The organism is Micromonospora sp. CPCC 205554 (assembly GCF_036902745.1).
Taxonomy (GTDB): domain Bacteria; phylum Actinomycetota; class Actinomycetes; order Mycobacteriales; family Micromonosporaceae; genus Micromonospora; species Micromonospora tulbaghiae.
On sequence record NZ_JBAKHP010000018.1, the window covers coordinates 23,409 to 45,131 of the forward strand.

General features: G+C 73.0%; 19 protein-coding genes. 8 read left to right on the forward strand and 11 right to left on the reverse strand.

The features are described 5' to 3' along the window. Positions 1 to 92: 92 nt before the first annotated feature. The 4 genes from V6U82_RS20945 to V6U82_RS20960 are packed head-to-tail and all read right to left on the reverse strand — an operon-like array spanning position 93 to position 5,518. Complete coding sequence (locus V6U82_RS20945; RefSeq protein ID WP_334463739.1) at positions 93 to 2,333, reverse strand: alpha-galactosidase; 2,241 nt, start codon at positions 2,331 to 2,333, stop codon at positions 93 to 95. Then, a complete protein-coding gene (locus tag V6U82_RS20950; protein WP_334463740.1) occupies positions 2,330 to 3,211 on the reverse strand; it encodes a carbohydrate ABC transporter permease in 882 nt (293 codons plus the stop codon). Before V6U82_RS20950 ends, V6U82_RS20945 begins: the two co-directional genes overlap by 4 nt. Next, positions 3,208 to 4,164: a carbohydrate ABC transporter permease gene (locus V6U82_RS20955; protein WP_128137114.1), complete on the reverse strand. Its 957-nt coding sequence runs from the start codon at positions 4,162 to 4,164 to the stop codon at positions 3,208 to 3,210. Before V6U82_RS20955 ends, V6U82_RS20950 begins: the two co-directional genes overlap by 4 nt. 22 nt (positions 4,165 to 4,186) lie before the next feature. Beyond that, positions 4,187 to 5,518 (reverse strand): ABC transporter substrate-binding protein, encoded by a 1,332-nt coding sequence (locus V6U82_RS20960; RefSeq protein ID WP_128137118.1) that lies wholly within the window; start codon positions 5,516 to 5,518, stop codon positions 4,187 to 4,189. A gap of 279 nt (positions 5,519 to 5,797) precedes the next feature. Between V6U82_RS20960 and V6U82_RS20965 the strand changes: the two genes are divergently transcribed. The 3 genes from V6U82_RS20965 to V6U82_RS20975 all read left to right on the forward strand — a co-directional run bounded on the left by V6U82_RS20965 (position 5,798) and on the right by V6U82_RS20975 (position 9,712). Further along, a complete protein-coding gene (locus V6U82_RS20965) occupies positions 5,798 to 7,807 on the forward strand; it encodes a beta-galactosidase (protein ID WP_334463742.1) in 2,010 nt (669 codons plus the stop codon). A 35-nt stretch (positions 7,808 to 7,842) separates the two neighbouring features. Continuing rightward, positions 7,843 to 8,619 carry a DeoR/GlpR family DNA-binding transcription regulator gene (locus V6U82_RS20970; protein WP_128137115.1) on the forward strand — a complete coding sequence of 259 codons (777 nt, stop codon included), beginning with the start codon at positions 7,843 to 7,845 and terminating at the stop codon, positions 8,617 to 8,619. A gap of 103 nt (positions 8,620 to 8,722) precedes the next feature. After that, a complete protein-coding gene (locus V6U82_RS20975; protein WP_128137116.1) occupies positions 8,723 to 9,712 on the forward strand; it encodes a sporulation protein in 990 nt (329 codons plus the stop codon). Between the two features lie 64 nt (positions 9,713 to 9,776). Here the strand turns inward: V6U82_RS20975 and V6U82_RS20980 are convergent, their stop codons facing one another. Beyond that, positions 9,777 to 10,154, reverse strand: coding sequence for a hypothetical protein (locus V6U82_RS20980; RefSeq protein WP_091427728.1), 378 nt, complete (start codon positions 10,152 to 10,154; stop codon positions 9,777 to 9,779). A 283-nt stretch (positions 10,155 to 10,437) separates the two neighbouring features. Between V6U82_RS20980 and V6U82_RS20985 the strand changes: the two genes are divergently transcribed. Then, the gene (locus V6U82_RS20985; RefSeq protein ID WP_162959127.1) at positions 10,438 to 10,860 is read left to right on the forward strand and encodes a hypothetical protein; all 423 of its coding nucleotides are present in this window, start codon (positions 10,438 to 10,440) and stop codon (positions 10,858 to 10,860) included. A 575-nt stretch (positions 10,861 to 11,435) separates the two neighbouring features. On the opposite strand, the gene V6U82_RS20990 is transcribed toward V6U82_RS20985, so the two are convergent. Both V6U82_RS20990 and V6U82_RS20995 read right to left on the reverse strand, forming a co-directional pair. Then, on the reverse strand, positions 11,436 to 13,661 hold the full coding sequence (locus V6U82_RS20990; RefSeq protein WP_334463892.1) for a HelD family protein: 2,226 nt from the start codon (positions 13,659 to 13,661) through the stop codon (positions 11,436 to 11,438). A 241-nt stretch (positions 13,662 to 13,902) separates the two neighbouring features. Then, entirely contained in the window at positions 13,903 to 15,012 is a 1,110-nt protein-coding gene (locus tag V6U82_RS20995; RefSeq protein ID WP_334463744.1) for a LolA family protein, read from the reverse strand. Between the two features lie 95 nt (positions 15,013 to 15,107). Here V6U82_RS20995 and V6U82_RS21000 point away from each other — a divergent pair, with 95 nt between their 5' ends. Together V6U82_RS21000 and V6U82_RS21005 are read left to right on the forward strand one after the other, a co-directional pair. Beyond that, a complete protein-coding gene (locus tag V6U82_RS21000; RefSeq protein ID WP_334463745.1) occupies positions 15,108 to 15,764 on the forward strand; it encodes a response regulator transcription factor in 657 nt (218 codons plus the stop codon). Then, positions 15,761 to 17,164, forward strand: a complete 1,404-nt coding sequence (locus tag V6U82_RS21005; RefSeq protein WP_334463746.1) for a sensor histidine kinase — start codon at positions 15,761 to 15,763, stop codon at positions 17,162 to 17,164. The genes V6U82_RS21000 and V6U82_RS21005 overlap by 4 nt, the downstream gene beginning before the upstream one ends. A gap of 4 nt (positions 17,165 to 17,168) precedes the next feature. Here V6U82_RS21005 and V6U82_RS21010 read toward each other — a convergent pair whose 3' ends face one another. Both V6U82_RS21010 and V6U82_RS21015 read right to left on the reverse strand, forming a co-directional pair. Continuing rightward, on the reverse strand, positions 17,169 to 18,743 hold the full coding sequence (locus tag V6U82_RS21010) for a tetratricopeptide repeat protein (protein ID WP_334463747.1): 1,575 nt from the start codon (positions 18,741 to 18,743) through the stop codon (positions 17,169 to 17,171). A gap of 48 nt (positions 18,744 to 18,791) precedes the next feature. Continuing rightward, positions 18,792 to 19,262, reverse strand: coding sequence for a MarR family winged helix-turn-helix transcriptional regulator (locus V6U82_RS21015; protein ID WP_121683398.1), 471 nt, complete (start codon positions 19,260 to 19,262; stop codon positions 18,792 to 18,794). A 50-nt stretch (positions 19,263 to 19,312) separates the two neighbouring features. Between V6U82_RS21015 and V6U82_RS21020 the strand changes: the two genes are divergently transcribed. Beyond that, positions 19,313 to 19,834: a VOC family protein gene (locus V6U82_RS21020; protein ID WP_120570912.1), complete on the forward strand. Its 522-nt coding sequence runs from the start codon at positions 19,313 to 19,315 to the stop codon at positions 19,832 to 19,834. Between the two features lie 48 nt (positions 19,835 to 19,882). Next, positions 19,883 to 20,797 carry a hypothetical protein gene (locus V6U82_RS21025; protein ID WP_334463751.1) on the forward strand — a complete coding sequence of 305 codons (915 nt, stop codon included), beginning with the start codon at positions 19,883 to 19,885 and terminating at the stop codon, positions 20,795 to 20,797. Here the strand turns inward: V6U82_RS21025 and V6U82_RS21030 are convergent. Together V6U82_RS21030 and V6U82_RS21035 are read right to left on the reverse strand one after the other, a co-directional pair. Further along, positions 20,763 to 21,281, reverse strand: coding sequence for a potassium channel family protein (locus tag V6U82_RS21030; RefSeq protein ID WP_334463754.1), 519 nt, complete (start codon positions 21,279 to 21,281; stop codon positions 20,763 to 20,765). The two genes, V6U82_RS21025 and V6U82_RS21030, sit on opposite strands and share 35 nt — an antisense overlap. A gap of 113 nt (positions 21,282 to 21,394) precedes the next feature. Then, positions 21,395 to 21,568 carry a DUF4236 domain-containing protein gene (locus tag V6U82_RS21035; RefSeq protein ID WP_064498970.1) on the reverse strand — a complete coding sequence of 58 codons (174 nt, stop codon included), beginning with the start codon at positions 21,566 to 21,568 and terminating at the stop codon, positions 21,395 to 21,397. Between the last annotated feature and the right edge of the window lie 155 nt (positions 21,569 to 21,723).

Sequence of the window (21,723 nt, forward strand, 5' to 3'; positions counted from 1 at the left end):
CGCACCCCAGTGACGTGATCAAGGAGTTTGTGTCCCGATCGGACCTCGACGGCGACACAAACTCCTTGATCACGGGGGTGGGGCCGGGGCGGTCAGGCGGCGGTCACCTCCAGGAGGAGGGCCTGTTCGGGGTGCAGGGCCGGGAGTTGCAGGCCCACCATGGCCAGGACTGAACCGGTCACCGTGATGCCGTCGCCGGGCCAGGCCAGCCAGCCCGGCGGGGACATCTCCAGCAGCGCCGGCTCCGGCACCCCGGCGGGCGGGCGCACGAGGTAGCGCCGCTCCGGGTCGAGCCCCGGCAGCCGGACCGCGCCCGGCACCTGTGCCACCGAGGTGGCGACCCGGCTGACCGCGTACACCGCATGCGAGCGGTCGTGGGCGACCACGCCGTGGGCCTGCACGGCCGGGTCCGGGTGGTCGACCCGGACCACCCGGCCGGTGTGCAGCAGCGGGCGCAGCCGCTTGTGCAGCGCCACCCAGGCGGCGAGTTCGGCCCGCTCGCCGGCGTCGATCGCGGTGATGTCCCACTCGATGCCGTGGTGGCCGAACAGCGCGGTGACCGCGCGGAAGCCCAGGTCGTGCACGCGGTGCGTGGTGTGCGAGCGCTCCGGCCCGATGTGCGTGCCGATCAGTTCCGGCGGCAGCAGCAGGCCGGTCCAGCGCTGGATGGACAGCCGTTCCAGCGCGTCGTTGCAGTCGCTGGCCCAGACCCGGTCGGTGCGGCGCAGGATCTCCAGGTCGACCCGCGCGCCGCCGGAGGAGCAGCTCTCGATCTCGACGCCCGGGTGCCGGGCGCGCAGCTCGTCCAGCAGCCGGTAGACCGCGAGGGTCTGCGCGTGCACACCCGGCCGTCCGGCGTGCCCGGCCTCGGTGAGGTCGCGGTTGTGGTCCCACTTCAGGTACGCGATCCCGTGGTGCTCGCCCAGCACCGCGTCGAGCCGTTCGAGCAGGTACGCGTACGCGTCCGGGTGGGCCAGGTCGAGCACCTGCTGGTGCCGCCACGGCGGCGGCAGCCGGCCCGGCGCCTGGAGCACCCAGTCGGGGTGGGCGCGGAACAGGTCGGAGTCGGGGTTGACCATCTCCGGCTCTACCCACAGGCCGAACTGCAGGCCGTGCCCGCGTACGTGGTCGATCAGCGGCTGCAACCCGTCCGGCCAGACCTCGCCGTCGACCCACCAGTCGCCGAGACCGGCCTGGTCGTGCCGCCGCCCGCGGAACCAGCCGTCGTCGAGCACGAAGCGTTCCACACCGACCTCGGCGGCCGCGTCGGCGAGCGCCCGCAGCCGGTCCAGGTCGTGGTCGAAGTAGACCGCCTCCCACACGTTCAGCGTCACCGGCCGCGGCGTGCGCGGGTGCGACGGGCGGGCCCGCAGGTGCGTGTGCAGGGCGTCGCTGAGCCCGTCCAGCCCGTCGGCCGAGTGCGCCGCGTACAGCAGGGGAGTCGCGTACTCGTCGCCCGGCCCCAGGACGATCTCTCCCGGCGCGAGCAGCTCACCGCCGCCGAGTGTGGACTCACCGGTCGGGCGGCGCTCGGCGGCCGTGACGTGGTCACCGCTCCACGCGGTGTGCACCGCCCACACCTCGCCGTGCCGGAAACCGAACCCGGCCGTGCCCGCGACCAGCAACAACGTGGCGTCGTGGCCGGTGCGGCCGTGCCGCCCCTCGCGTACCCACGCGCCCATCGGCCACGGATGCCGCTGCGGGGCGCGCTCCCGGCACCACCGGCCGGTCAGGTCGAGCAGCTCGGTGGCGACCGCCGGCACCGGCAGCACCGGTGTCAGCTCCCGCACCTCGTACCGGCCGTCGCCGTCGTTGCGCAGCCGGTGCCGCAGCGTCAGCACCCCCGCCGCGTCCAGCGTGATCTCGACGGTCAGACTCAACCCCGCGCCCGGGTCCGCCGCCCGCACGGTGACCCGCGCGGCGCCGGCCCCGTCGCGGTTCCGCTCCTCGTCGGATACGCGCACCGCGTCCCCGCCTTCGGCCACGCCGCCCGGAGCGGGCTCGCCCGCCGCACCGCCGTGCGGGGACGGCGCGTCGTGCACGTCGAGGTCGACCAGGCGGAACGCGGTGGACCAGTCCCGGCCGTCGCGGTGACCGGCGAGACCGGGCCGCCCACTCCACCCGGCGCTCGCCTCGGGCAGCAGCGACAGCACCGTGGGCGCGTCGAAGCTGCTCGGCACGACGGGTGGCACGGTGGCGTCGGCGAGCGCGGGCAGGTCCCCGTCGGGCAGTGGGCCGAGGTCGGCGCCCCAGTGCACGACCCGGGGCAGCCCCGGGCCGCGTGCGTCGAGCACCAGGCTGGTCCGCGCGCGGCGCAGGTGGACGATCGTCATCCCTTGGAGGCTCCCAGCGTCAGACCCCGGACGAACTGCTTCTGGAGCAGGAAGAAGATCACCAGGGTGGGGATCGCGACCAGCACCGAACCGGCCGAGACCAGGTTGTTGTCGGTGAAGAACTCGCCGCGCAGGTTGTTCAGCGAGCTGGTGACCGGGAACTTGTCGCCGGTCCGCATGAGCACTGTGGCCCAGAAGAACTCGTTGTAGATCCAGGCCACCTCCAGCGTGGCCAGCGCGGCGAGCGCCGGGCGGCACAGCGGCAGCGTGACCTGCCAGTACTGCCGCCACACGTTCGCCCCGTCGACCATCGCGGCCTCGTACAGCTCGTGCGGCAGCGCCTTCATGTAGTTGCTGAGCACGAACACGCAGAAGCCGCACTGGAACGCGACGTTGACCAGGATCAGCCCCCAGTAGCTGTCGTAGAGCAGCTCCGAGTCGCTCATCCAGGCCGGCAGCGGGATCTCGGTGAACATCCGGAACAGCGGGATGAGCAGCGCCTGCTGCGGCAGCAGGTTCGCGGCGGTGAACAGGCCGAGCAGCGCGATGTTGAGCTTCCAGCTGAACCGGGCGATCACGAACGCCACGCAGGAGGCGAGGAACAGCGTGAGCAGCACCGCCGGAATGGTGATGTACGCCGAGTTGAGGAAGTGCTTGCCGAACTCGGCGGTACGCCAGGCGGTGACGTAGTTGTCGATCGTCCAGCCGCCGAGCGACACGTAGCCGTTGGCGGCCGTGTACTCGTAGGAGCGGAACGAGGTGAGCACCGCCCAGAGGATGGGGAACAGCCAGCCCACGGCGACCGTACCCAGGAACAGGTGCAGGACGACCCGGGCGGGCCGCACGGGGCGGCGGCGGCCGGCGGAGACGGCGGTCATCGCTTGTCCTCCCGCATCACGGTCCAGAGGTAGATGGTGATGAAGACCAGCGACACGGCCAGCATGATGGTCGCCAGCGCGGAGCCGAAGCCGATCCGGCTGGCCTCGCCCACCACGTTCTGGGTGACCAGCGCGGAGATCAGCTCCAGCCCGTTGCGGCCCTTGTTGATGACCCAGACCAGGTCGAACGCGCGCAACGACTCGATCACCGTCACCACCAGCACGATGATGTTGATCGGGCGCATCACCGGGAAGACGACCCGGAAGAACGTGCTGGTCTCCGAGGAGCCGTCGACCGCGGCGGCCTCGCGCAGCGACGGGTCGACGCCCTTGAGGCCGGCCAGGTAGAGCAGCATGATGTAGCCGACGTGCCGCCAGCCGGCCGCCACCAGCACGGCCCAGATGTTGACGTCCGGGTCGCCGTACCAGTCGGTCTCGCCGCCGAACACGCCGTTGAGCAGGCCCTGGTCGCGGCTGTAGATGAGCTGCCAGATGAAGCCGATGAGTGCCAGCGACAGCACCACCGGCAGGTAGAGCGCGGTCTGGTAGAAGCGGCTGCCGCGCAGTTCCTTGTCCAGCAGCACGGCGAGGAACATGCCGATCGGGGTGGCCACCACGAACAGCGCGGCCAGCCAGAGCAGGTTGTTCTGCACGGCGGGGACGAACGGCGGGTAGATGTTCACCACGTCGTCGTAGTTCTTGGCCCCGACCCACTCGATCTCGCCGATCGGGCCGATGCCGTCCCAGTTCGTGCCGGAGAGCAGCACCGTCGCCACCGCGGGCAGCCAGACCAGGCCGGTGACGAGCAGCAGGGGTACCAGCACCATCAGCGTGATCACCACGCGGTCGGTGCGGGACAGGAGCCGTAGCCGACGACCGCGACCACCGTTCGTGGTGGTCGCGGCCGGCGGCGGCACGGCGCGATCCGCTTGGATCAGGGGCAGGTCGGACATGGTGTCCTTCCCCCTTCCGCCGTCAGCTGGTGAAGATCGACTTTTTCTGGTTCTCGATGCTGGTGAGCAGCCCGCCGATGTCCTTCGGATCCTTGATGAACTGCTGCAGCGCCGGGATGATCACGGTGGAGGCGAAGTCCGGCCGGGTGTCCCGGTCGAGGAACTGGGCGATCTCGGTGGCGGAGCCGACCAGCTCGGCGGCCTTCTTCTGCAGCGCGGTGTAGGCGCCGGTGTCCGCGCCGCTGTTCGCGACCAGCGTGCTCGGGTCGTTCTTGACGGTGATGTCCGCCGCCTCCTTCGAGCCCAGGTACGTCAGCAGCTTCTGCGCCGCGTCCTTGGACTTCGGCTTGCGGGCCATCATGTAGCCGTCGATCGGGGCGTCCAGCGCCTTCGCGCCGATCGTGGAGTCGACCTCGGGGAACGTGAAGAAGTCCAGGTCCTCCAGGTCGGCGCCGCTGAACTGCTGGCCGACGAACAGGCCGAGCAGGTACATGCCGCTCTTCTTCTGCTGCAACGACTGGGCCGCCTCCTGCCAGGTGCGGCCGAGCGAGTCCGGCTGGTGCAGGGGGAGCAGCCCGGCCCAGGTGTCGAAGACCTTCTTCACCTTGTCGGAGGTCCACGCCTCCTTGCCGGCCATCAGGTCGATGTGGAACTGGTAGCCGTTGATCCGCAGGTTGAGGATGTCGAACGTGCCCATCGCCGGCCAGCCGTCCTTGTCCGCGAACGCGATCGGGACCAGGCCGTCCTTCTTCATCTGCGCGCCGAGCGTGTTCAGGTCGTCGAGCGTCTTCGGCACCTCGTAGCCGCGCTGCTGCCACACCGACTTGCGGTAGAAGACCGCCCACGGGTAGTACGACGCCGGTACGAAGTACTGCTTGCCGTCGTCGCCCGTGGACGCCTTCTTGAACGCGTCGGAGTAGCCGTCGAGCTTGCCCCACACGTCGCTGAGGTCGCCGGCCAGGCCCTTGGCGGCGAAGAACCGCATCCGGTAGCCGGCGAACCAGGTGAACACGTCGTCCGGCTTGCCCTGCAGGTAGTTGTTGATGTTCTCCTGGAACGTGTTGTGGTCGACCGTGTTGATGTCGACGGTCACCCCGGAGGACGTCTTGAAGCCGTCCATCACCTTCGCGACGACGTCCTTGGGCTTCGGGTCCGACTGGTTCGAGCCGAGCGAGACGCTCTTGGCGTCACCGCCGGATCCGGAGTCGGAGTCGCCGCAGCCGGCGAGCAGACCGGTGCCGAGCAGCGCCCCCGCGCCGGCCGCGCCGGCGAGCAGCGAGCGCCGGTTCAGGCCGGCGACGGACGGGGGTACGAGCCGGGCGAGGTATTCGGCTTGCGAGCGGGGACGGGACATGGTGCCTCCTGCGTGGAAGAGGTGCGCTGCGCTCATGGACCGTGATCGTTGGCGGTGAGCGGTGTTCGCGTCGGTCGCGGCAGATCCACCGAGAATCCACATGTCCGAACACAAACAGCCGGTGGCGCTTGAAGCTACCCCTTGGCGCGGCGCTGTCAAGAGGGCAAAAAGGCGACGCAGTCGGCGGTGCGGCAGGGCAAAGAGCCGGTAAACGTTGGAACTTCAGTCGATGTTGGAAAGTGTTGACTTGGGTGCTGTTCGGGGGCAACCTCTGCTGTCATGCGGAACTGGCACGGCGAGGGAATCTGGTACGGCGCGGACTACAACCCGGAGCAGTGGCCCGAGCAGACATGGGCCGAGGACGTCGAACTCATGCGACGGGCCGGGGTCAACCTGGTCTCGGTCGGCATCTTCTCCTGGGCCCTGCTGGAGCCCAGCCCCGGGCGGTTCGTCTTCGACTGGCTGGACCGGGTGATCGACCTGCTGCACGACGGCGGTATCAGCGTCGACCTGGCCACCGCCACCGCCAGCCCGCCACCGTGGCTGGCGCACCGGCACCCGGAGACGCTGCCCCGCCGGGCCGACGGCACGGTGCTCTGGCCCGGCGGCCGGCAGGCGTACTGCCCCAGCTCGCCGGTGTTCCGGGACCACTCGCTCGCCCTGGTCGAGGCCGTCGCCCGCCGGTACGCACGCCACCCCGCCGTCGTGCTCTGGCACGTCTCCAACGAACTCGGCTGCCACAACGTGCACTGCTACTGCGACGTCAGCGCCGAGGCGTTCCACGGCTGGCTGCGCGAGCGCTACGGCGACCTGGACTCGCTCAACGCGGCCTGGGGCACCGCGTTCTGGAGCCAGCGCTACCACGACTGGGCCGAGGTCAACCCGCCGCGTACCGCGCCGACGTTCGCCAACCCGACCCAGCAACTGGACTTCCTGCGGTTCTCCTCGGATGAGCAGCGCGCCCAGCTCCGCGCCGAGCGGGATCTGCTGAACCGGCTCGTCCCGCAGCCGGTCACCACGAACTTCATGATCGGCACCGGCATCAAGTACCTGGACTACCACTCCTGGGCCTCCGACGTGGACGTCGTCGCCAACGACCACTACCTCACCGCCGCCGACCCGCAGCCGCAGGTCGACCTGGCCCTCGCGGCCGACCACACCCGGGGCGTCGCCGGTGGCGCGCCGTGGCTGCTGATGGAGCACTCCACCAGCGCGGTCAACTGGCAGCCCCGCAACGTGGCCAAGACGCCCGGCCAGATGCGCCGCAACAGCCTCGCCCACGTCGCGCGCGGCGCCGACGGCGTGCTGTTCTTCCAGTGGCGGGCCTCCCGGGCCGGCGCGGAGAAGTTCCACTCCGCGCTGGTGCCGCACGCCGGGCCGGACACCAAGGTGTTCCGCGAGGTCTGCCGGCTCGGCGCCGACCTGCGCGCGCTCGCCGAGGTACGCGGCAGCCGCGTCGACGCCGACGTGGCGATCCTGTTCGACTACGAGGCGTGGTGGGGCGCCGAACTCGACTCCCACCCCAGCGTCGACGTCACGTACACCGACCGGCTGTTCGCGTTGCACGCCGCGCTGTGGCGGGCCGGCGTCACCGCCGACGTCGTGCACCCGTCGGCCGAGCTGTCCCGCTACCGGCTCGTCCTCGTGCCTACGCTCTACCTCGTCCGCGACACCGACGCCGACGCGCTGCGCCGGTTCGTGGAGGCGGGCGGCACCGCTGCTGTCACCTACTTCAGCGGCATCGTCGACGAGCACGACCACATCCGGCTCGGCGGCTATCCCGGCGCGTTCCGCGACCTGCTCGGCGTACGCGTCGAGGAGTTCTTCCCGCTGCGGGAGGGCGAGACGGTACGCCTCGACGACGGCGCCCGCGCCGACGTGTGGACCGAGTGGCTGCACACCGAGGGCGCCGAGGTGCTGGCCGCGTACACCGACGGGCCGCTGCCCGGCGTGCCGGCGCTGACCCGCAACGCGATCGGTGCGGGCGCCGCCTGGTACGTCGGCACCCGGCTCGACGACGACGCCACCGACCGGCTGGTGGCGCGGCTGCTCGCCGAGACCGGCGTGCGCCCGCCGGTCGACGCGCCGGCCGGGGTGGAGGTGGTCCGCCGCCGCTCGGCGGACCGGAGCTGGCTGTTCGTGGTCAACCACACCACCGGGCCGGCCCGGCTGGCGGTCAGCGGCGTCGAGCTGCTCGGCGGCGTCAGGTGCGACGGCACCCTGGAGGTGCCGGCGGGCGAGGTGGCGGTGGTACGCGAGGAGCCCGCGCCGGTGCCCGCGACCGCCTGACCGGTACCCTGCCGTTCGCGCCGAGGAGGTCCCCCATGCTCGCCCAGCAACGGCAGAGCGCCATCCTGGAGTTGATCCGCCAGAGCGGCGGCGTCCGGGTCAGTCATCTGGTCAGCCGCTTCGGTGTGTCCGACATGACGATCCGCCGCGACCTGGAGGTGCTGGCCGACCGCGGCCTCATCGACAAGGTGCACGGCGGCGCGACGCTGGCCGGGCCCGGCTCCACCGAGGAGCCCGGATTCGCCGCCAAGTCGGTCCGCCAGCAGGCCGAGAAACGCGCCATCGTGGAGCGCGCCGCCGGGCTGGTCGAGCCGGGGATGGCGGTCGCGCTCTCCGCCGGCACCACCACCGCGGCGCTGGCCGCCCGGCTGGCCGAGGTACGCGGTCTGACGGTGGTCACCAACTCGATCCCGGTGGCCGACGCGCTCTACCAGAACCCCCGCGCCGATCAGACGGTGGTGCTGACCGGGGGCATCCGTACCCCGTCGGACGCGCTGACCGGCCCGGTCGCCGAGGCGGCCATCGCCGCGCTCAACGTCGACGTGCTCTTCCTGGGCGTGCACGGGATGAGCCCGCGCACCGGCTTCACCACGCCCAACCTGCTGGAGGCGGCGGTGAACCGGCGGCTGATCGGGTCCGCGCGCCGGCTGGTGGTGCTGGCCGACCACACCAAGTGGGAGACCATCGGCATCGCCACCATCGCGCCGCTGGAGGAGGCCGACGTGCTGATCACCGACGGCGGCCTGCCGCCGGAGGCCCGCCGGCAGCTCGGCGAGCAGGTCGGCGAGCTGGTGGTGGTCCGTGCGGACTGAGGTCACGGCGTGCCTCACAGACAGTTCTCAGCCCCGCCGTCTAGGGTGCCCTGACGAAGTGCCCGACGGTCCATGTCGGAGCGCAGTTGCACGGGAGTGACCGATGGTCTTCAAGAAGATGTTGAGCGCGTTCGGCGTGGGCGGTCCGAGCGTCGACACGGTGCTCAGCAACCCGAACACCCGGCCGGGCCTGACCCTGGACGGGCACGTGAACCTGGTCGGCGGCGACGCGGCGGCCCGCATCGAGCAGATCAACATCGGTCTGGTGACCCGGGTCGAGATCGAGAGCGGCGACCACGAGTACGCGGGCGTGATGGAGTTCCACCGGATGCCGGTCAGCGGCGCCTTCGAGCTGGCCCCGAAGCAGCAGCTCTCCATCCCGTTCCAGATGCCGGTGCCGTGGGAGACCCCGATCACCGACGTGTACGGCCAGCGCCTGCACGGCATGACCATGGGCCTGCGTACCGAGCTGGCGGTGGCCCGCGCGGTCGACAAGTCCGACCTGGACCAGGTGTCGGTGCACCCGCTGCCGATCCACGAGCGGATCCTGGAGGCGTTCCAGGCGCTCGGCTTCCGGTTCAAGCACGCCGACCTGGAGCGGGGCCACATCTACGGCGTGCCGCAGACGCTGCCGTTCTACCAGGAGATCGAGTTCTTCGCCGCGCCGCAGTACGCGCAGACGGTCACCGAGGTCGAGCTGACGTTCGTGACCAGCCAGCAGGGCGTCGAGGTGATTCTGGAGTGCGACAAGCGCGGCGGCTTCCTCAGCGCCGGGCACGACGTCATCGGGCGGTACTCGATCCCGCACACCGACGCCCCCCGTACCGACTGGGTGCAGGTCGTCGACGGCTGGCTGCGGGAGACCACCGGCCGCTACGGCAGCCTGCGGGCCCAGGGCTTCGGCATGCCGCACGGCGGCCACGGCTACCCGGGTCAGCACGGATACGCCGGTCACGGGCGGCGCGGCCCGGGCATGGGCGGTGTGGTGGCGGGTGCCGCGCTGGGTGTCGCCGGCGGCATGATCGCCGGTGAGATGCTCGACGACGCGTTCGACGGCGGCGGCGACGACTTCGGGGACTTCGGCGAGGAGTGAGCACACGCGACGACGCCCCCGGGACGGATCCCGGGGGCGTCGCCGTACGCGTGGCTCGTGCGCGTCAGCGCCGGCCTCGACGCTCCTCACCGGAGCGGCGCGCGCTGCCCGCCTTCGACAGGCCCCGGCTGACCAGGTACGCGCCGGTCAGCGCGGTCAGGTACCACCAGGCCTGGTTCGGGTTGTTGATGTTCAGGCCGTTGGCGGTGGTGCCCTTCCAGAACGCGGCGATCGCCACGACCGCGACCGCGGCTGCGTACACCCAGAACTCGGTGGTCAGGAACGCCTGCTTCGTCTCCGTACCCGGGGACGGCATGTTCTCCCGGTGACCGTCGTGCATCGACGGCATCTGCCGGGTCGACGTGTCCTGCATGTTCGACCGGTTCTGGACGTCGGACATCGGCCGGTTGGCCGGCCTGGTGGATGCAGCCTGCGTGCTCATCTGGTCCTCCTCAGGATTTGATGAGTCGTACCTGCATACCCTCGCCCCGCTACCGCAGGTCGGCCACGGCACGGTTCGCGCTCTGTGGCGGGGGCACCCTGGGTCTACCCCTCGCCGGAGACAAGGTAACCGCCGGTCGCCATCCGATGGCCGCCACGCTCGGCTCGCGGCCGGAACCGGACAGCCGGGTGCACAGCGGTCATCCCGGTGCCGGCCCCGGTTTCAGCCACCCACCCTCGGGCACGCAACACCGATACCCCGAGAGAGCTGCGAGGTGGTTGACGTGCGTGAGGACGACATGCGGCAGGACGCCGCCCGGCGGGCCGAGCAGCGGGTCGCCGGAGGCGTGTACGGCGAGGGCGCGCTGGACGAGGTCACAGTGCCGCAGACCGACGTGGAGCGGATGCGGCAGGAACTGGACCCGGACGACCCGGCGGACGTACCCGTCGACCCGACTGTGCTGCGCGACGGCGGACCGACCCGGGGTCAGGGCGCGGTCACCACGACCGGTGGCACCGCGGGCCCGGCGAGTGTGCGCCGGGTGGCCCGCCAGCCCGAGAAGCATCCCGGCAAGGTGGCGCCCACGACGACCGGTGACGCCGGCACGGGTGGCCTGAGCACCCCGGCCGGCGGTTCCACGAGCGACAACTCGTCCACGGGTGCCCAGGTGGGCAACTTCACCGACAACCGCCCCAACCCGGGCTGACCGGGGCAGCACGGCACGGCGGGGGCGGCCTCCGGCCGCCCCCGCCGTGCGACTTCTGCCACCGCCACTTCGGCGAACTGGCGCAGTCAGGGCGGGCGCGATGTAGCAACTTCCCCGACCTGGCGCACGTCCCCGCCACTCCGGCGGACTGGCGCGTTCGCCCCCGCCGATCCCGCCCGACCTGGTGGTGGGCTTCCTGCGGCTGGCGCTGGCGGCGTGCCACCACATCGGGGAAGTGGCGGGGTCAGGGCGGGTGTGATGTAGCAACTTCCCCGATCTGGTGCACGTCCCCGCCACTCCGGCGAACTGGCGCGAACAGGCCGCCCGGAAACGCCCCCCGCCACCACCCCAAGCCGGCACTCGCCGATCTTGCACTTCCGCCCCGAAAAATATCCGTTTGGCGGAGCTTTCCGGGGCCACAACTCCATGATCGCGGAGCGAGCGGGAGGGCGAGGGTGGGACGCGGCGGGGCATGAGGCAAGACGTGCCCGACCCCGTCGATCATGAAGTTGGCGGCCGATTCGGAGATCGACAATGCCGCCAACTTCATGATCAACGGGGCTGAGGGCAGGGGGTTAGGCAGTGGGGGTGCGGAGGATGCCCAGGCGCTGGGTGGCTCTGGTCAGGGCCACGTAGAGGTCGCTGTGGCCCCTCGGGGACTCGGACACGATCCGGGCCGGGTCGACCACCAGCACCGAGTCGAACTCCAGACCCTTCGCCTGCTCGGTGGTCAGCACCACGATCCGGTTCGCCAGCTCCGGCTGCTCGCCCACCGTCGCCTCCGGCAGCGCCGCCACGACCGCGCCGCCCAGCTCGGCCACCCGGCCCGTCGGCACCAGCACGCCGAGCCGCCCGTCGCCGAGCGACGCGGCCTCCCGCGCGGTGGCCTCGACCAGCTCCGTGACCAGCCGGTCCGCCGGTACGGTCCGGTCCCACGGCGGTACGCCGGTGGCGCGTACCGAGCGGGGTGGCCGCAGCGCCGGGTCGATCTCGGCGAGCACGTCGGCGGCGACCGCCATGATCTCGGCCGGGGTGCGGTAGCTGACGGTCAGCTCCTCCAGCCGCCACCGGTCCGCCACGTACGGCGCCAGCGCTTCGCCCCACGACGGGGTGCCCGCGAGCGCGCCGGTCTGCGCCACGTCCCCGACGATCGTCATCGACCGGCTGGGGCAGCGGCGCATCAGCAGCCGCCACGCCATCGGCGACAGCTCCTGTGCCTCGTCCACGATGACGTGCCCGAACGCCCACGTGCGGTCGGCGGCGGCGCGCTGGGCGGTGGTGAGCCGGTCGGACTCCTCCTGCCGCTCGGAGAGCCGGTCGGCGTCGATCAGGTCGGTGACGCCGAGGATCTCACCGCCGTCGGCCTCGTCCTCGACGTCGATGGAACGGGAGCCGCGCCAGATCTCCAGCACGCCCTCGGCGTACTCGCGTTCCAGCGCCCGGATCCGCTCCCGGCGGGCCACTGCGGCGCGCTCGTCCTCGCCGAGCAGTTCGGCGGCCTCGTCCAGCAGCGGCACGTCGGCGGGCGTCCAGCCGCCGGGCTCGCGGTGCAGCGCGGCCCGCTCGGCGTCGGTGAGCATGGGCGCGGCGGTGGCGATCCGCTCCGGCGAGGCGTACAGGTCGGCGAGCAGGCGCTGCGGGGTGAGCACCGGCCACAACTCGTCCAGCGCGGCCCGGATCTCCGGTTCCTCGCGCAGCTCGCGGCGGATCTCGGCGCGGTCGGCCTCGGAGAGCAGGTTCTCCCCGCCCAGCGGGTCGGCGCCGATCCGCTCGGCCACCTGGTCGGCGAGCGCGTGCACGATCTCCACGTCGAACAGGGCGCGGGCCAGGTTGTGCGGGCGGCCGGTGCGGCGTACCCGGTCGCGGGCCTGCCGTACGGTCTCCGGGTCGAGCGTCAGTACCTCCCGCTGCGGCAGCTCGATGGTGACCGGCTCGTCGGGCACCCACTGCCGGTCGCGGACGGCGGCGGCGAGCACGTCGGCCAGCACCGCGCGGCCCTTCAGCGCCGCGGTGGTGGCCGGCTCCGCGCGGCGGGCGTGCACGCCGGGGAACAGGTCGGCCTGGGTACGCAGCAGCACGCCGGTCTCGGCCAGCGTGGGCAGCACCTGGGAGATGTAGCGCAGGAACGTGGCGTTCGGGCCGACCAGCAGCACGCCCCGGGTGGAGAGCTGCTGGCGGTGGGTGTAGAGCAGGTACGCGGCCCGGTGCAGCGCCACCGCCGTCTTGCCGGTGCCGGGCCCGCCCTGCACCACCATCACGCCGGGCAGGTCGGCGCGGATGATCCGGTCCTGCTCGGCCTGGATGGTCTCGACGATGTCGCGCATCCGGCCGGTGCGCCCGGCGTTGAGCGCGGCGAGCAGGGACGCCTCGCCGGTCAGCTCCTCGTGCGCGGTGGGGGAGGCGGCGGCGATGTCCAGCACCTCGTCGTTGAGCCCGGTCACCTTGCGGTCCCGGGTACGCAGGTGGCGACGTCGGCGTACGCCCTGCGGGTTGGCGGCGGTGGCCAGGTAGAACGGGCGGGCGGCGGGGGCGCGCCAGTCCATCAGCAGCGGGTCGTAGTCGCCGGAGGAGTCGAAGATCCCGATCCGGCCGATGTAGCGGACCGCGCCGTCGTCGCCGTCGAGGCGGCCGAAGCACAGGCCGCTCTCGACGGCGGAGAACTGCTCGACCTGGTCGGCGTACATCGCCACGGTCGAGTCGCGCTGCGAGCGGGCCTGCTGTGTGCCGCCGGTGTGGCGCAACTCCTCGTCGAGCCGCCGGGCGGCCTGTTCCCGCATGCCGTCCAGCCGGTCGTACAGCATCGAGACGTATTCCTGTTCCCGGCCGATCTCGTCGTCCTGGCGCAGGTCAGCCGACACGTCGGAGTGCGTTGACAATCCGGCTCCTCATTGACTAAAATTGCTGCAGGAATGGCATTCAGAAGCCATTCCTTTTTTGTGCCTGAACTGAGAAAGATAGCGCGTCGGCAGCCATCCGACCAAGCCCGGACACGACTCGGGGCCCGGCCGGCGTCAGCCGACCGAGCCCCGGGCACGGCAGTTCTCAGCCCTTGGCCGCCTCGTAGAGCCGCTCCGGCGTGACCAGACCGGCGATCACCCGGCCGTCGTCGGTCAGCAGCACGCTGAACAGCTTGCCGCTGAGCAGCCGGCCGCTGCCCCAGTCGCCGCTGACCTTCGGCAGGTCACCGAGCACCTGCGCCAGCATCTGGGCATCCGGCGCGTCCGCGCCGGGCTTCGCGCCGTCGCCGGTCGCCGCGTCGCCGATCTTGGCGACCACCACCGTGGTCCAGCCGGTGCCGACGGTACGCACGTCCGGCTTCTCGGCGTCCTTCCGGTCGAACCGCTTGCCCGCCGGTCCGGGCCGCTCGTCCTCGGTCGCCTCGGTGACCTTCACGCCGGGCGGCGGGTTGAACCGGAACTGGTCGGCCTCCGGCGTGCGGAAGTCGACCTGGGTGAACGCCACCTGGAACGCCGGCTCGTCCTGCCCGTCGGCGAGCACCTGCAGGCGCAGCGGCACGTGCTCCTTCGCGTCCAGCGCGATCCGGACCTGGTGCACCAGGGACGCCTTGTCGCGCGGGGTGAGCACCAGCTCGTACGCGTTGCGCCCGGCCACGGTCGCGGTGCGGCCGACGGTGACCGCCGTGGTGGGGTCGATCGCCTCCAGCGCCCGGTCCGCGGCGTCGGCCGGGGTGGCCGGCACGGTGGCCCGGTCCGGCGCGTCGGCCGGCAGCGTCCGGTGCGTGGCGGTGTTCTCCCGGCTGTTCCAGGTCCAGACGTCCCGCCCGTTGCGCAGGATGTCCTGTTCGCCGAGCGTGTCGACCAGGGCCAGCCGCTGCCGGTCCTCGCCGCCGTACCAGACGCGCAGCGTGTGCGTACCGGAGACCAGGCCGGCCAGGTCGTTGCCGGTGGCCTGGCCGGCGAGCGCGGCGATCGGCGGCAGGCCGAGGTCGGCGCGCTGCACGACGGTGCCGGAGAGCCCGTCCAGGCGGGACGTGCGCAGGTCCTCCAGGAGCTGGGCGGCGCTGCGCGGCGGCAGCGCCGGGTCGGCGCCGGCGGCGAACGTGCCGACGGCGGCGCCACCGCCGATCACGGCGACCCCCGCGGTCACCGGGACCAGCCAGCGCAGCACGGCGCGGTTCTTCATCACGGACATAGTGTGCACCTCCTGCGCACCATGCTGCGCGACCGTCGCTGTGACCACGCTGAGGAGATCCCCTACGGGTGACCCCATGGTGGCACCCTGGACCGGTGCGGTTGCTGGTGGTGGAGGACGAGACGCGGCTCGCGGCGGCGCTGCGCCGGGGCCTGTCGGCGGAGGGTTTCGTGGTCGACGTGGCGGCCACCGGCCCGGACGGGCTGGACGCGGCGCGGCACGGCGAGTACGACGCGATGATCCTCGACGTGATGCTGCCCGGCCTGTCCGGCTACGAGGTGGTCCGCCGGCTGCGCGCCGAGCAGCGCTGGCTGCCGGTGCTGATGCTGTCGGCCAAGGACGGCGAGTACGACCAGGCCGACGGGCTGGACTGCGGCGCGGACGACTACCTCACCAAGCCCTTCTCGTACGTGGTGCTGCTGGCCCGGCTGCGGGCGCTGCTGCGCCGCGGCGCGCCCCGGCGGCCGGCCGTGCTCACCGTCGGCGACCTGCGCCTGGACCCGGCCCGCCGCCGGGTCACCCGGGCCGACGCCGAGGTGGTGCTGACCAGCCGCGAGTACGCGCTGCTGGACTACCTGATGCGCCGCCCCGGCGAGGTGGTCTCCAAGACCGAGCTGCTGGACCACGTCTGGGACGCCTCGGTCGACACCGCCCCGAACGCGGTGGAGGTCTACGTCGGCTACCTGCGCCGCAAGATCGGCCGGGAGCGGCTGGAGACGGTGCGCGGCGCCGGGTACCGGCTGGTCACATGAGCCGGTGGGTACGCGGCCCGCTGCCGCGCCTGGGGCTGCGGGCCCGGCTGCTCGCGCTGGGCGTGCTGGGCCTCGTGGTCGGGTTCGCGTTCGGCGGGGCGCTGCTGCTCGGCGCGCTGGGCTGGACGCTGCAGCGCTCGGTCGACGAGGAGGCGCTGCGTACCGCCGACGCGGTGGCGCTGCTCACCGCCGAGGACGCGCTGCCGGACCCGCTGCCGGTGGCCGGTGGGCAGTTGCGGGTGCAGGTGGTCGACGCGCAGGGCCGGATCCGGGCCGCCTCGATCGACGCGGACCGTCTCGTGCCGATGCTCGGCCCGGACGAGCTGCGTCCCGGGCAGCGGCAGCGGCTGGTGGTGGACGGGCGGCGCGCCGGCATGCCCGGCCCGGTCCGGGTGGTCACCGTGCCGGCCGGCACGCCGCAGGAGCCGCGCACGGTGCTGGTCGCCAAGTCGCTCACCGACGTGCGGCACAGCCTGAACGTGGTCCGCAACCTGCTGCTCGTCGGCTTCCCGCTGCTGGTCGCCGGGCTCGGGGTGGTGGCCTGGCGGGTGGTGGGCGCGACGTTGCGCCCGGTCGAGCAGTTGCGCAGCGGCGCTGCCGAGATCACCGGGCGAGCCGGGGCGGAGCGGCTCCCCGTACCGGCGGGGCAGGACGAGATCCACCGGCTCGCGGTCACGCTCAACGACATGCTGGACCGGCTGGCCGCGTCCCGGGACCGGCAGCGGGCGTTCGTCGCCGACGCCGCGCACGAGCTGCGCAGCCCGCTGACGAACATGCGCACCGAGCTGGAGGTGGCCCGGCGGCTCGGCGACGACACCGACTGGCCGGCGGTCGCCGACGACCTCCTCGCGGACACCGAGCGGCTGAGCCGCCTGGTCGACGACCTGCTGCTGCTGGCCCGCCTGGACGAGCAGGACGCCCGGCCGTCCCCGGTCGGGCCGGTGGAGCTGGGTGAGCTGCTGCGCGCGGTGGCCGCCCGCTACCCGTCGCCGCCGGTGCGCCTGACGCCGCCGGACGCGCCCCGGTGGGTCGAGGGGGACGCGGGGGAGCTGCGCCGGGTGCTGGTGAACCTGGTGGACAACGCGCTGCGGCACGCGTACACCGGTGTGGACCTGGCCGTGAGCGGGCCGGACGGTGCGTACCACCTGATCACGGTGACCGACGACGGGCCGGGCATCCCGGCGGCGGACCGGGAGCGGGTGTTCGCCCGGTTCACCCGGCTCGACGACGCGCGGGCCCGCGACGCGGGCGGCGCGGGCCTGGGCCTGGCCATCGTGCGCGAGCTGGTGCGCCGGGCCGGCGGCACGGTGGAGCTGGCCGATGCGACGCCCGGCGCCGCCGCGCCGGGGCTGCGCGCGACGGTACGGCTGCCCGCGTTGGCCGAGCCGGACGCGGAGTGAGCGGTCAGCGGCGGCGTTTGGTGCAGACCGGGCCGGTACGGGCCACGGTGTCGGTGGACCACACGAGCGCGACGGTGAAGCAGTAGTCGGTGGTGCGGTCGAGGCCGTAGGCGATGTAGTCGGCCGAGCCGGCGGGCAGCGTGGCGAACGTGCCCTGCGGCTGCCCGGACCGGCCCCCGGCGACCACCACGGGCCCTTCCGCGCCGGCCGGGTACGTCCAGCTCAGCACGATGCTGTCGCGCCGGTCGGTGAGCGTGAACCTCCCGGGCGGCGTGCCCGGCTCGGCGGCGGCGGGAGTGGTCGGCGCGGGACCGGCCGAGGTGGGCGGCGGCGCGCTGGTGGCCGGTGGCGGGGTGTCGCGGCCGTCGTCCACCCGGGACACCCCGGCGATCACCGCGATGGTGCCGAGCAGCAGCGCCACCACGACGCCGAGCACCACGAGCGGCAGCCAGGGCAGCGTGCGCCGCTCGGCGGCCGGTGGCCGGGGCACGTGCACCGGCAGGTAGCGCGACGGCGGCTCGGGCGGGGGCGGCGGCACCCGGCGTACGCCGTCGGGCTCGTCGTCGGCGAGCCCGACCACTGTGGGCGGCAGCGGGTCGGCGCCGGGCCGCCACGGCTGCTCGGCCGGCTCGTCGGGCGGCCACGGGTAGTCGTCGAACGCGTCGCCGTCGGCCTCCGGCGCGGTACGCGGTGTCGGCACGTGCGCCGTCTCGGCGGCCCGGCCGGGCGGGTGGTAGAGCGGCGTCTCGACCGGCTCGTCGAGCGCGGGCGGGCTGTAGGGCGGCAGGTCGTGCGGGCCCTCGGTGGCCGGGGGAACCCGGGCGGCGGGCACCACGGGCGTGGTGCGGGCGGGCGAGGGCTCGGGTGCCGGAGCGGCGGGCGCGGGGCAGACGTGGTCCGGGTCGGCGGCGGCGCGGGCGAGCCCGGCCACCTGGGCGGCGAGCGGGTCGTCGGGGTCGAGGTGCTGGCGGCACAGCTCCTCGGCGAGCGTCAGGTGTTCGTGGGAGTCGGCGTACCGGCCGCAGTCGCGTTCCATCGCGCCGAGTTTGGCCAGCATCTTGATGCCGCTGGGGTGGCCGTCGCCGTAGACCTCCCGGTGCAGCTCCCACGCGTCCTGCAATCGGTCGCGGGCCACCTCGCACTGGCCGCGCGCGTACTCCACGGTGGCCAGGTCGGCGTGCGCGGCGAGCACCCGCTGCGATTCCGGGCCGTCGCGGGCGGTCAGCTCGATGATGACGTCGGAGTAGAGCCGGGCGGCCCGGGCGTCGCTGCCGACCCGGTGCAGCACCGCGGCGAGCGTCGCGGCGGCGGTGACGGTGCGCTCGTCGGAGCGCCCGTGCAGCCGGGTGGCGGCCGCGTACGCGAACGCGGCCCAGCCCCGGGCGGAGTGCGGCTCGCCGAGCGCGACCAGCACCCGGGCCTGGAGACCGGCCGCCTCGGCCAGCTCGGGGGAGGCGTTGCCGGGACGGGGATCGGCGTCGCTGAGCGCGTCGGCGAGCAGCCGTTCCGCGCCGGTGAGGTCGCCTTCGGACACCAGTTGGTGCGCCTGGACGGTCAGGTCAGCGAAGCCGGAGGACACGCCCCATCGTGCTCGTCCGGCGACGGTATGTACAAGACCCGGAGTGGATCAGTTTGGTCCCGAATCCGTCAGGTGGTCGGCGAGCGTCTCGCTGATCCGGCGGAGCTGGTCGACCTGGGCCGGGCTGAGCGCGTCGAACAGGTGCCGGCGTACCCCCTCGACGTGGCCGGGCGCGGCGGCGGCCAGGGTGGCGAAGCCCTCGTCGGTGAGTACGGCGACCTGCCCGCGCCGGTCGGTGGGGCAGTCCTCCCGGCGGATCCACCCGGACGCCTCCAGCCGGGCGGCGGCGTGGGACAGGCGGCTACGGGACGAGCCGGTCAGCTCGGCCAGTTCGCTCATCCGCAGCCGCCGGTCGGGGGCCTCGGAGAGGCGGACCAGGATCTCGTAGTACGCGTGCGGCATGCCCGCGTCGTGTTGCAGCTCGCGGTCGAGCGTGTCCATCAGCGCCCGGGAGGCGGTCAGGAAGGCACGCCAGGTCCGCTGCTCGTCGGGGTCCAGCCACCGGGTCATGACGCCCATCATATCGCAGATAGTTGAACGCTCAACAAAACCGGGGTACGGTCGACGGCATGGGCATCCACCGACTCAACCACGCCGTCCTCTACGTCAGTGACCTGGAGCGCAGCGTCGCCTTCTACGGCGACGTGCTGGGCTTCCGTCGGGTGCCGATGACGCCCGAGGGCTTCCGCGGCGCCGCGTTCCTCCAGGCGCCCGACTCCACCAACGACCACGACCTCGGCCTGTTCGAGATCGGTGCGGCGGCCGGGGCGTCCCAGGCCGGCCGGGCCACGGTCGGGCTCTACCACCTGGCCTGGGAACTGGACACGCTCGACGAGCTGGCCGCGACCGCCGAGCGGCTCTCCGCCGCCGGAGCGCTGGTCGGCGCGTCCGACCACGGCACCACCAAGAGCCTCTACGGCCGCGACCCGGACGGGCTGGAGTTCGAGATCGTCTGGATCGTCCCGGCCGACCTGCTCGACGACGCCGCGCTCGCCGCGCGTACCCGCATCGGTCGGCTCGACCTCGACCGTGAGCGGCAGCGCTACGGCGGGCAGACCCGCGGCGGCGTGGGCATCTCCGTCCCGGTCTGAGCGGGGTTCACGGCCGGGCACGCCGCGCCGTGCGGTAGAAACGGCACCATGTCGACCGACGCCGTCCTGCGCGAGCTGCTCGTCCGCCAGCTCGACCACTGGCTCCCCGCCGCGCTGCACCGGGCGCGGCGGGCCACGCTCGCGCTCGCGTACGCCGGGGGTGACGCCAAGGGTGACGCCGCCGGTGCGGAGGAGGCGTTGCGGGTGGTGGCCGAGTTCGCCGACCGGCTGCGCGGGCGGCGGCTGACCGTGCTGGTGGTGGCCGACGACGGCACCGACCTGCCGGCCCGGCTCGGCGCCGCCGAGGCCGCGCTGCCCGCCGACGTCGCCGTGCACCTCGTACCAGGCGGCCCGGACCGGCTGCCGGTGGCGCTCAAGGCGGCCGGCGCGGCCGGCGCTCCGCTGCTCGTCGTGGCCGACGGCGCCGACCCGGACCCGGCCCTGCTGGCCGCCGCCGCGTCCGGGCGCCCGGCCGAGCTGCTGCTGGTCACCGCGCCCGGCCGGTCGCTGCGCCCGGCGCTCACCGGCGCCGGGTTCCCGCTCGTCACCGAGGTCGAGCTGGTGCCCGACGGGGACGGCCCGGCGCGGCTGCTCGGCTACGCCACCGGCTCCGACCGGGGGCTGGAGGCGGTCAAGGAGGCGCTCTGGGCGGTCGACGAGTACGCCGGTGTGCGCTACCGCGACCCGGCCGACCCGCAGGGGCGGCTGCTCGACATCTCGCTCGAACCCGAACCCGGCCCGCTGCGCCGGGAACTGCTGGCCGAGCTGGCCCGCTCCGGCCCGCGTACGGTCACCGAGCTGCGCCGCTTCGCCACCACCTCGACCGTCTACCGGGCCGCCGACGCCAACCGGGCGCTGGCCTCGCTGCTCGCCTCCGGCGCGGTGACCCGCGACCCGGAGCACGGCCGGCTCGGCGGGGACGTGTCGATCAGCGCCGTCCCGAGCGCCGGGTCATCTGTTTGATCACTATCGACGCCCCGGTGCCGACCACACCGATGCTGAACACCATCTGCGCGCACACCGCCACCCGGGCGATCTGGCCCTGGGCGTGCACGTCGCCGTAGCCGACCGTGGTGAGCGTCGCCAGCGCGAAGTAGAGGGCGTCGACCCGGGTCCGCAGGCCGACGAACTCGCCGGGCCGGGTGTTCGCCACCACGTAGTCGCCGAGCGCGAAGACCAGCAGCCCGGCGATCAGCGCGACCGCGAGCCGGGTCAGCGCCCGGTCCTCGTCCCGGCCGGTCGGCTGGTCCTGGACGAGCTGGCGGCGGACCTGGCCGGTGACCAGGAACGCGATCACCGCCACCAGGGCCGCCGTGCCGATCGAGCGCAGGGCCAGCCGCAGGCCGTTCGGATCGGCCTCGACCGGCACGAGGAAGTAGCCGACGAGCATGAGCGCGCAGGCCGCCACGGCCCGCCGTCGCAACCGCCGCAGGAACACGTCCGCCATGCGGCGATTCTCCGGTCACCGGGACGCCGCGGTCGGCGGAACCGCGAACCCGGCCGCAGACGACGGGCGGGGTGCCGGCGGTCAGCCGGCACCCCGCTCGTCGCCCGGGAAGGTCAGGCCTTGTCCTGCTTCCACGACAGCGGCCCAGGAAGGTCCACGCGGTGGGCGCGGGTGTTCGAGTTCCAGGACCAGCGGCCGATCTTGATGCTCCACGACGAGAAGCCGTTCTGGGTGAAGTGGAGGATCAGCGGCCCGTACTTCTTACGCTTGCGGAACTGGACGCCCATCGGGGGTGCCTCCTTCTCTCCCTGCCTCTGCAGTCGTCTCCATGCCTTCGCGGCAACGAACATGCCCGGATCGACGATTCGCGAAACCCTGCCCGGTCCGCTCTGGACGGTGGGACTTCCGCTCGGCAGAATCTCTATTCAACGGATAGGTGTTA